This window comes from Streptomyces sp. NPDC057302, from assembly GCF_042667685.1.
Lineage (GTDB): Bacteria > Actinomycetota > Actinomycetes > Streptomycetales > Streptomycetaceae > Streptomyces.
On the sequence record NZ_JBHUZJ010000144.1, the window covers coordinates 1 to 11362 of the forward strand.

At 69.4% G+C, this 11362-nt stretch carries 10 protein-coding genes; 6 read left to right on the top strand and 4 right to left on the bottom strand.

The genetic code is table 11. From position 1 onward, the window contains the following. Positions 1-25: 25 nt before the first annotated feature. The 3 genes from ACFUPX_RS43200 to ACFUPX_RS43210 all read right to left on the bottom strand — a co-directional run bounded on the left by ACFUPX_RS43200 (position 26) and on the right by ACFUPX_RS43210 (position 2674). Complete coding sequence (locus tag ACFUPX_RS43200) at positions 26-1078, bottom strand: S1C family serine protease (RefSeq protein ID WP_383335083.1); 1053 nt, start codon at positions 1076-1078, stop codon at positions 26-28. A gap of 139 nt (positions 1079-1217) precedes the next feature. Next, on the bottom strand, positions 1218-1925 hold the full coding sequence (locus tag ACFUPX_RS43205; RefSeq protein WP_383335085.1) for a class I SAM-dependent methyltransferase: 708 nt from the start codon (positions 1923-1925) through the stop codon (positions 1218-1220). Between the two features lie 74 nt (positions 1926-1999). Then, a complete protein-coding gene (locus ACFUPX_RS43210; protein ID WP_383335097.1) occupies positions 2000-2674 on the bottom strand; it encodes a DUF3043 domain-containing protein in 675 nt (224 codons plus the stop codon). 220 nt (positions 2675-2894) lie between these two features. On the opposite strand from ACFUPX_RS43210, the gene ACFUPX_RS43215 reads away from it, so the two are divergent. The 5 genes from ACFUPX_RS43215 (at position 2895) to ACFUPX_RS43235 (ending at position 9418) form a co-directional block, all read left to right on the top strand. Then, entirely contained in the window at positions 2895-3686 is a 792-nt protein-coding gene (locus ACFUPX_RS43215) for a PspA/IM30 family protein (RefSeq protein ID WP_351159509.1), read from the top strand. Positions 3687-3714: 28 nt separating this feature from the next. Continuing rightward, positions 3715-3993 (top strand): hypothetical protein, encoded by a 279-nt coding sequence (locus tag ACFUPX_RS43220; protein ID WP_383335087.1) that lies wholly within the window; start codon positions 3715-3717, stop codon positions 3991-3993. A gap of 211 nt (positions 3994-4204) precedes the next feature. Continuing rightward, positions 4205-5443, top strand: coding sequence for a sensor histidine kinase (locus ACFUPX_RS43225; protein ID WP_383335089.1), 1239 nt, complete (start codon positions 4205-4207; stop codon positions 5441-5443). Continuing rightward, positions 5440-6120, top strand: coding sequence for a response regulator (locus ACFUPX_RS43230; protein WP_383335091.1), 681 nt, complete (start codon positions 5440-5442; stop codon positions 6118-6120). Before ACFUPX_RS43225 ends, ACFUPX_RS43230 begins: the two co-directional genes overlap by 4 nt. 151 nt (positions 6121-6271) lie before the next feature. Then, positions 6272-9418, top strand: a complete 3147-nt coding sequence (locus ACFUPX_RS43235) for an efflux RND transporter permease subunit (protein WP_383335093.1) — start codon at positions 6272-6274, stop codon at positions 9416-9418. Positions 9419-9508: 90 nt separating this feature from the next. Here ACFUPX_RS43235 and nadA read toward each other — a convergent pair whose 3' ends face one another. Then, positions 9509-10714: a quinolinate synthase NadA gene (gene nadA, locus ACFUPX_RS43240; protein ID WP_383335095.1), complete on the bottom strand. Its 1206-nt coding sequence runs from the start codon at positions 10712-10714 to the stop codon at positions 9509-9511. A gap of 253 nt (positions 10715-10967) precedes the next feature. Here nadA and ACFUPX_RS43245 point away from each other — a divergent pair, with 253 nt between their 5' ends. Next, positions 10968-11324: an iron-sulfur cluster assembly accessory protein gene (locus ACFUPX_RS43245; RefSeq protein ID WP_249590357.1), complete on the top strand. Its 357-nt coding sequence runs from the start codon at positions 10968-10970 to the stop codon at positions 11322-11324. Positions 11325-11362 lie beyond the last annotated feature (38 nt).

Sequence of the window (11362 nt, forward strand, 5' to 3'; positions counted from 1 at the left end):
CCTCTCGTCGTGCCGTATGCCGTGCCTACATCTCGCCCAGCGTGACGTCGGCCGTCTTGTCCGAGCCGTCCCGTACGTACGTCACCTGCGCCTTGTCGCCCGGCTTCTCCCCGGCGAGCGCCTCGGAGAGCGAGGTGATCGTGGTGAGCTCGGCATCGCCCAGCTTGGTGATGATGTCGCCGGCCTCGATGCCCGCCTTGGCCGCGGCGCCGTCCTTCTGCGCCTCGACGACGGCGACACCCGCGGGCTTGTAGTCGTCGCCGAGGACCGTGCGTCCCGTGATGCCGAGGGCGGCCCGGCCGGAGTCGGTGACCTTGCCGTCCTTGATGATCTGGTCGGCGATGGTCTTGACCATCGCCGACGGGATGGCGAACCCGATGCCGGGCGCCGCGCTGTCGCCCAGGTTCGGGTCGGTCGCGGCGAGCGTCGGAATGCCGATGACCTCGCTGTCGAGGGTGACCAGGGCGCCGCCGCTGTTGCCCGGGTTGATCGCGGCGGACGTCTGCACCATGTTCGCGATGGTCGCCCCGGTGGCGCCCTCGGAGCGGCCCTCGCTGACGGTCCTGCCGGTCGCCGAGATGATGCCCTGCGTGACGCTGGACGACAGGCCGAGCGGTGAACCCATGGCGAGCACGATCTGCCCGACCTCGGCCTTCGTGGAGTCCGCGAACTTGGCGGCCTTGAGCCCGCTCGGCGGATTGTTGATCTTGATGACGGCGAGATCCTGCTCGGGGTACGAGGAGACGAGCTCGGCGGTGAGTGCCTGCTTGCCGGTGGCCGTCGTGACCTTGAAGGTCTTTTCCTTGCCCACGACATGGGCGTTGGTGACGACATGGCCCTCGTCGTCGTAGACGACGCCGGAGCCGAGGCTGTCGGAGGCGTCGATCTGGACGACCGAGGGCAGGACGTCCTTGATCACCTGCTGGTAGTCGCTCTGCAGATCACTGTCCGCCATGGGCGCGGCCTGAGTGGTGGATTCACCGGAGTCCCCGGAGCCGTGGCTGGAACAGCCGCTCAGAAGTAGCCCGGCGGCGACGGCAGCGGCGGCGGTGACGTTACGGAGGTGCGAGACAGTCATGTCCCGAGTGTCGGGTTCGCCACCATGTGTCGCCCTGAATTAGAGGGCCGATCAGGGCGTTCGGCCCACCCTCACCGACTCTGCCGCGGGGTGATCGGGTGGGTGGCCGGGAAACATCCGCCGTGAAGCGGCGGTCCGGTCAGTCCCGCACGCCGCAGACGTGCAGCAGAGCCGCGACCCGGCGGTACGGGTCGGTCCGCCCGGCCCGCTCCTCGGCGGCGAGCAACGCCGCCAACTCCGCGTCCTTTGGCGGAACCGCCGTATCCGCCGCACCATCGGTGAAGACCCGCACGCCGTACCAGGCGTGCAACGGCGCGGCGATCCCCGCGAGCGAAGCGGACACCGCGTCCAGCCGGTCGGCCCGCGCCTGGAGCCCGAGCCGATTGCGGTACACGGTGGAGTCGAAGGCGCCCATCGCCCCGGCCCAGTCCCCGGCGAGCCCCGGCCGCATGGCAAGGGCGTCCGCGTTCCGCACGAGCAGGGAGAGCAGCCCGCCGTGGGCCAGCATCCGGGCGAGCCCCGCGAGCAGCGCGTCCGGCTCCTCGACGTACATCAGCACGCCGTGGCAGAGCACGACGTCGAAGCTCCCCGGCAGGAAGTGCACCCCGGTCTCGCGCCCGTCGCCCTCGACGATGCGCACCCGGCCCCGGATGCCCTCGGGCTCGGCGGCGAGCGCGGCACGCGCCGCGGCCACCATCGCCGGATCCTGCTCGACGCCCGTCACCTTGTGCCCGGCACGGGCGAGTCGCAGCGCCTGCGTGCCCTGGCCCATGCCCACGTCGAGCACCCGCAGCCGCTGCCCCACGGGGAAGCGCCCGGCTATCTGCTCGTCGAGCTGCCGGGTCACCAGCTCCTGGCGTACGGCATTGCGAAGGCCGCCCAGCTTCTCCAGCCACGCGGCGGCCCCGCCGGCGAAACCGCTCAGGGCCGCTCTCCGCGCTTGACCTGCGGCTTCGGCAGCCTCAGACGGCGCATCTGGAGCGTACGCATCAGGGCGTACGCGACGGCGCCCTTCTTGCTCTCGCTCGGGAAGCGCTCGTTCAGGCGCTTCTTCAGGCGGACCGCCGTCGTCACCGAGTCCACGATGATCAGGACGATCACGAAGAGCCAGAGCAGCAGCGCGATGTTCTGCAGCTGCGGGATCCGGACCATGCTCAGTACGAGGATGATCACGGCCAGCGGCAGGAAGAACTCGGCGATGCAGAACCGCGAGTCGACGAAGTCACGCGCGAACTTGCGCACGGGACCCTTGTCGCGGGCCGGCAGATAGCGCTCGTCGCCGCTGGCGAGCGCCTGGCGCTGCTTGTCCATCTGGACGCGGCGCTCACTGCGCTGTCGCTTCGCCGCCTCCTTGCGCGTCACAGGCGTATTGGCCACGCTGCGGCGCTGGGTCTGGGCCTCACTGCGCTTGGGCGTGGGGCGGCCCTTGGGGGCCTGCGGGTCACGGGTCTGCTGGGAGTCGGTCACCGGGGCCTTGCTCGCCGGGGCCTTCTCGTCCTTGGATCGGCTACGGAACACAAAACCCAAGGGTACGGGGTGTGAACGTGTGGACCCCCGCCTTGTGGGGAACGATCCGGCAACACCGGGCGTCTTGATTGTGTGCCTAAGGGGACGTTCCGTGTGGTTTACAAGCGGTTTTTCGGGCGGTTCCCGGGGGTGCACCTACTCCCTACGCCTGAGCCCGGCCGGACACAGTCGTCCTTGGGGATGAGCGCATCCGCACGCGAACAGTGCGGTAATGGATGCAGGGCCCGTACTGTGGGTTCTGAGCAGTACCTGGAGCTGGAAGTCCGTCAGAAGGGGGCGCGCGAAGCCCATGAGCGGTGTCATGAAGCGTATGGGGATGATCTTCCGCGCGAAGGCGAACAAGGCCCTTGACCGGGCCGAGGACCCGCGCGAAACCCTCGATTACTCGTACCAGAAACAGCTCGAGCTGCTGCAGAAGGTGCGCCGCGGTGTCGCCGACGTGGCGACCTCGCGCAAGCGCCTGGAGTTGCAGCTGAGCCAGCTCCAGAAGCAGTCCTCCACCCTTGAGGACCAGGGCCGCAAGGCCCTCGCCCTGGGCCGTGAGGACCTGGCCCGTGAGGCGCTCTCGCGCCGTGCGGCGCTTCAGCAGCAGGTGACCGACCTGGAGACGCAGCACCAGACGCTCCAGGGCGAGGAGGAGAAGCTCACCCTTGCGGCGCAGCGCCTCCAGGCCAAGGTCGACGCCTTCCGCACGAAGAAGGAGACGATCAAGGCCACGTACACCGCGGCCCAGGCGCAGACCCGGATCGGCGAGGCCTTCTCCGGCATCTCCGAGGAGATGGGCGACGTCGGCATGGCGATCCAGCGCGCCGAGGACAAGACCGCGCAGCTCCAGGCACGGGCCGGCGCGATCGACGAGCTCCTGGCGTCGGGCGCCCTCGACGACTCCTCCGGGCTCGCCAAGGACGACATCCAGTCCGAGCTGGATCGTCTCTCCGGTGGTACTGATGTAGAGCTGGAACTGCAGCGGATGAAGGCCGAGCTGGCAGGGGGCTCGACGTCGAAGCAGGCCATCGAGCCGGGTCAGGGACAGCCCCAGGCCCAGCAGCCGCAGGACACCCCGCGCTTCGACAAGCAGTAGTTCACCGCTCACGTCCGAGGAGGGCGACATGATCGTACGGATCATGGGGGAGGGGCAGGTGAAGCTGGCCGACGGCCACTTCACCGAACTGAACAAGCTGGACGACGAGCTGCTCGAGGAGATCGAGAGCGGCGACGAGTCCGGCTTCCGCCGGACACTGAACGCGTTGCTGGACAAGGTCAGGGAGCTGGGCGAGCCCCTCGCGGACGACGCCCTGGAACCCTCCGAGCTGATCCTCCCGGCACCGGACGCGACGCTGGACGAGGTCCGCGCAATGCTGAGCGACGACGGGTTGATCCCGGGCTAGACCCCGCTTCGCGGCGGATGTCTCCCACCCCGCCCGCCCATAACCAGGCGGTGCCAAAGTGGCCGAGAACTGGACGCGGGGCAATCGAGTGGGTGGGCGGGACAGGTCTGCCCGGAAGGCGACCCTGAGCCGAGGCCTGGGGTCGTTGCCCCGCAGGGGCGAGCCGTCGGACCGGTCCCAGCAGCCCGCAGGGCCCCGTACCGTTCAAGGCGTGACCACTCTCGTGCGAGGCCGCTGTTGGGCCAAGGCGCATCCCCTGGCTGTGGACGCCGCCCTCGCGGCAGCCGTTCTCATATGCATGGTCATCGGCTCCTTCGTCGAGCCGTACGGCCATGACGGCGGCCCCACCTGGGGCACCCGCACCCCGAGCACCCTCAGCCTCGTCCTGATGACGCTCGGCGCAATCGCCCTTGTCTTCCGCCGCCGCGCCCCCTGGATCGTGCTCGCCGCGACCTGCGGCTTCACCGTCGTCGACCTGGTCACCGGCGAGTTCCGCGGCGGCGTCGTGATGAGCGCGGTCATCGCCCTCTTCACCGTCGCCGCCCGCACCAATCGCCCCACCACCTGGCGCATCGGCCTGGTCACCATGACCGGGCTCACCGCGGTGGCGATGCTGGCGGGCCCCCTGCCCTGGTACGCCCAGGAGAACCTCGGCATCTTCGCCTGGACCGGCATGGCCGCGGCCGCCGGTGACGCCGTCCGCAGCCGCCGCGCCTTCGTGGACGCCATACGCGAACGTGCCGAGCGCGCCGAACGCACCCGCGAGGAAGAGGCCAGGCGCCGTGTCGCCGAGGAGCGGCTGCGCATCGCCCGCGACCTGCACGACGTGGTCGCCCACCACATCGCCCTCGTCAACGTCCAGGCGGGCGTCGCCGCCCACGTCATGGACAAGCGGCCCGACCAGGCCAAGGAAGCCCTCTCGCACGTACGCGACGCCAGCCGCTCCGCCCTCAACGAACTGCGCGCCACCGTCGGCCTGTTGCGCCAGACCGGTGACCCCGAGGCGCCCACCGAGCCCGCGCCGGGCCTGGCCCGCCTCGACGACCTCGTGGAGACCTTCCGCCACGCGGGCCTCCCCGTGGAGGTGACCTGCGGCGACGCGGCGGCGGACCTGCCCGCCGGAGTCGACCTGGCCGCCTACCGGATCATCCAGGAAGCCCTCACGAACGTGCAGAAGCACGCGGGCACGGGCGCCAAGGCCGAGGTCAGCGTCATCCGCGTAGGACCGAACGTCGAGGTCACGATCCTGGACGACGGAGGGGGCGAGAAGAAGGAGCCGGGCGGGGACGGCGAAGGCGGCGGGCACGGCCTGCTCGGCATGCGCGAGCGCGTCAGCGCCCTCAACGGCCGCTGTACCGCCGGACCCCGCTACGGCGGCGGATTCCGCGTCCATGCGATCCTGCCGGTCACGGCAAAGCCGGTCACCCCGGCAGAGGGAGGGACCGCGTGACGATCCGGGTGCTGCTCGCCGACGATCAGGCACTGCTGCGCAGCGCGTTCAAGGTGCTCGTCAACTCCGAGCCCGACATGGAGGTCGTCGCCGAGGCGTCGGACGGCGCCGAGGCCGTCGAGCTGGCCAAGTCAATGGCCGCCGACGTCGTGCTCATGGACATCCGGATGCCCGGCACGGACGGCCTCGCCGCCACCCGCCTGATCAGCGCCGACCCCTCCCTGGCCCACGTACGCGTGGTCATGCTGACGACCTTCGAGGTCGACGAGTACGTGGTGCAGTCGCTGCGCGCCGGTGCCTCCGGCTTCCTCGGCAAGGGCGCGGAGCCGGACGAACTGCTCGGCGCGATCCGGATCGCGGCGGCGGGCGACGCCCTGCTCTCCCCGGTGGCGACGAAGGGCCTGATCGCCAAGTTCCTCGCGCAGGGCGGCAGTTCGGACGAGAGCGGCGGGGCCCGCAGCGAGCGGCTCGACGCGCTCACCGGGCGTGAGCGCGAGGTCCTCGTGCAGGTCGCGGGCGGGCACTCGAACGACGAGATCGCCGAGCGGCTCAAAGTCAGCCCGCTCACGGTGAAGACCCACGTGAACCGTGCGATGGCGAAGCTGGGCGCCCGCGACCGGGCACAACTCGTCGTCATTGCCTACGAATCGGGCCTGGTACGTCCAAGGGTGGAGTGAGTGCGGGCGCAACGTACTGCGGTCGCAGTATGCGCCGCATAAGAACGGGTCCTCGGAGTGACGATTCCTGCCCTGGACATGGCAGATCGTGTAGGGGGCACCGGCTCGCCGGTGCCCGTTCCTGCGCAGTACGCCACAGAGAGAGACCACCATGTCCTGGCTGTCCCGGTTCAGCCTCGCCCAACGGGCCCTTGTCGGGCTGATATCGATCATCGCCCTCGTCTTCGGCGCGATCGCGATCCCTCAGCTCAAGCAGCAGTTGCTGCCCTCCATCGAACTCCCGATGGTGTCCGTCCTGGCCCCGTATCAGGGCGCGTCCCCCGATGTGGTCGAAAAGCAGGTCGTCGAACCGCTGGAGTCCTCGCTCGACGCGGTCGACGGAATCACCGGCATCACCTCCACGGCGAGCGAGGGCAACGCCGTGATCATGGCCCAGTTCGACTACGGCAACGGCTCCAAGCAGCTCGTCGCCGATGTCCAGCAGGCCGTGAACCGCTCCCGCGCCGAACTCCCCGACGACGTCGACCCGCAGGTCATCGCGGGCTCCACGGACGACATCCCGACCGTGGTCCTCTCCGTCACCTCCGACAAGGACCAGCAGGCGCTCTCCGACCAGCTCGACCGCACCGTCGTGCCCGCCATGGAGGACATCGACGGCGTCGGCCAGGTCACCGTCGACGGAGTGCGCGACCTCCAGGTCGACGTCACCCCCGACGACAAGAAGCTGGCCAAGGCGGGCCTGACCCCGGCCGCCCTGGGCCAGGCGCTCCAGGCCGGCGGCGCCACGCTCCCGGCGGGCTCCTTCGACGAGGACGGCAAGAACCGCACCGTCCAGGTCGGCGGCGGCTACACCTCCCTGAAGCAGATCCAGGACCTGATGGTCACCGCCGAGGCCAAGCCCGGGGAGCGTCCGGGCAAGCCGGTGCGTCTCGGTGATGTCGCCACGGTGAAGCAGCAGCCCTCGGAGGCCACGTCCATCACCCGGACGAACGGCACCCCGAGCCTCGCCGTCGCGATCACGATGGACCAGGACGGCAGCGCCGTCGCCATCTCCGACGCGGTCAAGGACAAGCTGCCCGACCTCCGCAAGGACCTGGGCGCCGGATCGGACCTGACGGTCGCCAGCGACCAGGGCCCGGCCGTCTCCAAGTCCATCGACGGCCTCACCACCGAGGGCGCGCTCGGCCTGGTCTTCGCGGTCCTGGTCATCCTGGTCTTCCTGGCGTCGATCCGCTCGACGCTGGTCACCGCGGTCTCCATCCCGCTCTCGGTGGTCCTGGCCCTGATCGTGCTGTGGACGCGGGACCTCTCGCTCAACATGCTCACGCTCGGCGCGCTGACCATCGCCATCGGCCGGGTCGTCGACGACTCGATCGTGGTCCTGGAGAACATCAAGCGCCACCTCGGCTACGGCGAGGAGCGCGAGGCCGCGATCATCAAGGCGGTCAAGGAGGTCGCGGGCGCCGTGACGTCCTCGACCCTGACCACCGTCGCGGTGTTCCTGCCGATCGGCCTGACCGGCGGCATGGTGGGCGAGCTCTTCGGCTCCTTCTCGCTGACGGTCACGGCGGCGCTCCTGGCGTCCCTGCTCGTCTCGCTGACGGTGGTGCCGGTCCTGTCGTACTGGTTCCTGCGTCCTCCCAAGGACGTACGCGGCGCCGACCCGGAGGAGGCCCGCCGCAAGGCCGAGGAGAAGGAGGCGAAGAGCAGGCTCCAGCGCTTCTACGTCCCCGTCCTGCGCTTCGCGACCCGCCGCCGCTTCACCAGCCTCGCCATCGCGATCGTGATCCTCGTGGGTACGTTCGGCATGGCGCCGCTCCTGAAGACCAACTTCTTCGACCAGGGCGAGCAGGAAGTCCTGACCGTCAAGCAGGAGTTGAAGCCGGGCACCAGCCTCGCGGCGTCCGACGCGTCGGCCAAGAAGATCGAGAAGATGCTGGACGGCATCGACGAGATCAAGGACTACCAGGTCACGGTCGGCAGCTCCGGCTTCATGGCGGCCTTCGGCGGCTCCACGGACACCAACCAGGCCTCGTACACCCTGACGCTCAAGGACAAGGCGTCGTACGACAAGACGCAGGACCTGGTCGAGGAGGAGCTCGGCAAGCTCTCCGGCATCGGCCAGACGTCCATCGCGGCCGGTGACGGCTTCGGCAGCCAGGACCTGAGCGTGGTCGTCAAGGCCGCCGACGGCGACGTGCTGGCCAAGGCGTCCGAGGAGGTCCGCGACGAGGTCGCGAAGATCGACGACGTCACGGACGTGCAGAGCGACCTCTCGCAGAGCATTCCGCGGATCTCGGTCAAGGCCAACTCCAAGGCCGCCGCTGCCGGGTTCAACGACACCACCCTCGGTCAGGCCGTCGCCCAGGCGGTCCGCGGCACCGAGAGCGGCAAGGCGACCCTGGACGACACCGAGCGCGACGTCGTGGTGAAGTCGGCGCAGCCGGCGAAGACCCTCGCCCAGCTGCGCGAGCTGAACCTCGGTTCGGTGAAGCTCGGTGACATCGCCTCGGTCAAGCTGGTCGACGGACCGGTCTCGATGACCCGCATCGACGGCGCCCGCGCCGCGACGATCACCGCGAAGCCGACCGGCGAGAACACCGGCGCGGTCAGCGCCGACCTCACCAAGAAGCTCGACGCGCTGAACCTTCCGGACGGCGCCACGGCGTCCATCGGCGGTGTCTCCGAGGACCAGGACGAGGCGTTCGCCTCGCTCGGCCTCGCGATGCTCGCGGCGATCGCGATCGTCTTCATGCTGCTCGTGGCGACGTTCCGCTCGCTGGTCCAGCCGCTGATCCTGCTGGTCTCGATCCCGTTCGCGGCCACCGGCGCGATCGGCCTCCTCATCGCGACGGACACCCCGATGGGCGTCCCGGCGATGATCGGCATGCTGATGCTGATCGGCATCGTGGTGACGAACGCGATCGTCCTGATCGACCTGATCAACCAGTACCGCAAGCAGGGTCACGGCGTGGTCGAAGCGGTCGTCGAGGGTGGCCGCCACCGCCTGCGCCCGATCCTGATGACGGCGCTCGCGACGATCTTCGCGCTGCTCCCGATGGCCCTCGGCATCACGGGCGAGGGCGGCTTCATCGCCCAGCCGCTCGCGGTGGTGGTCATCGGCGGCCTGATCACGTCGACGCTCCTCACCCTCCTCCTCGTGCCGACGCTGTACGCGATGGTGGAACTCCGCAAGGAGCGCAGGCGCGACAAGCGCGAGGCGAAGCGGGCGAAGAAGGCCGGCGTCCCGCCGCAGGCCGACGCCGCGTCGGACGAACCGGCACCGGCTCAAGTCTGACCCCGCGGGCCGGTGGGGGCTGATCGCGCAGTTCCCCGCGCCCCTTACGGGGCGCCCCTCACCCAGAGGGGCGCCCCGTTCACGTACTGCCTACGGCAGCGCCAGCATCCGCTCCAGGGCCAGCTTCGCGAACTGCTCGGTCTCGCGGTCGACCTCGATCTGGTTGACCAGCTTGCCCTCGGCGAGGGATTCGAGCGCCCAGACCAGGTGGGGCAGGTCGATCCGGTTCATGGTCGAGCAGAAGCAGACCGTCTTGTCGAGGAAGACGATCTCCTTGTCCTCGGCGGCGAAACGGTTCGCCAGGCGGCGTACGAGGTTCAGCTCGGTCCCGATCGCCCACTTGGAACCGGCGGGCGCCGCCTCCAGGGTCTGGATGATGTGCTCCGTGGAGCCCACGTGGTCCGCGGCGGCCACGACCTCGTGCTTGCACTCGGGGTGCACCAGGACGTTCACGCCGGGAATCCGCGCGCGCACGTCCTCCACCGACTCCAGCGAGAAGCGCCCGTGCACCGAGCAGTGCCCGCGCCACAGGATCATCTTCGCGTCCCGCAGCTGCTCGACGGTCAGGCCGCCGTTCGGCTTGTGCGGGTTGTAGAGGACGCAGTCCTCCAGCGTGAGGCCCATGTCCCGGACCGCGGTGTTGCGGCCGAGGTGCTGGTCGGGCAGGAAGAGGATCTTCTCGCCCTGCTCGAAGGCCCACTCCAGGGCCCGCTTGGCGTTGGACGAGGTGCAGATCGTCCCGCCGTGCTTGCCGGTGAAGGCCTTGATGTCGGCCGAGGAGTTCATGTACGAGACGGGCACGACCTGCTCGGCTATCCCGGCCTCGGTCAGCACGTCCCAGCACTCCGCTACCTGCTCGGCGGTGGCCATGTCGGCCATCGAGCAGCCGGCGGCCAGGTCGGGCAGGACGACCTTCTGGTCGTCGGTGGTCAGGATGTCCGCGGACTCGGCCATGAAGTGCACGCCGCAGAAGACGATGTACTCGGCCTCCGGCTTGGCGGCGGCGTCCTTGGCCAGCTTGAAGGAGTCGCCGGTGACATCCGCGAACTGGATGACCTCGTCGCGCTGGTAGTGGTGGCCGAGCACGAAGACCTTGTCGCCGAGCTTCTCCTTGGCGGCGCGAGCGCGCTCCACGAGGTCGGGGTCGGAGGGCGACGGCAGATCGCCGGGGCACTCCACGCCGCGCTCGCTCCTGGGGTCGGCCTCGCGGCCGAGCAGCAGGAGGGCGAGCGGCGTGGGCTGAACATCGAGGTCCACGAGGTCCCCGGGGGACTGGGCGGTGGTCACGACACGCACCCTTTCTGTTCTGCAGACGAGCCTTTTCGTCTAATTGACGTTATCTATCATAACCGCTTCACGTCAGTTTGACGATGGCCATAGTGTCGATGTGACGCGTTCGCCTCTGCCGGGTCGATGCCCCTCGCGGCGGCATGTGCGAGCATGAAGGGACAGACAGCCGAGAGAACAGCACTCGGCCCGGAATGAATCCGCGGCCCCGCCGGTTGCAACCGTCGGCAAGCAGTCTCCGTACAACCCGGGAGAGAAGCAGATGTCCGTATCGGACGAGACCACCACCGTGAGCGACGGCATCCTCCTGTCCGACGCCGCCGCGGGCAAGGTCAAGGGCCTTCTTGAGCAGGAGGGCCGGGACGACCTGGCGCTGCGCGTCGCCGTTCAGCCCGGCGGCTGCTCGGGCCTTCGCTACCAGCTGTTCTTCGACGAGCGCTCGCTCGACGGCGACGTCGTCAAGGACTTCGACGGCGTGAAGGTCGTCACCGACCGGATGAGCGCTCCCTACCTGGGCGGCGCCTCCATCGACTTCGTCGACACCATCGAGAAGCAGGGCTTCACGATCGACAACCCGAACGCCACGGGCTCCTGCGCCTGCGGCGACTCGTTCAGCTAAATCTGTACGCAGTGAGCTGAGACCGTACGTATGACGGC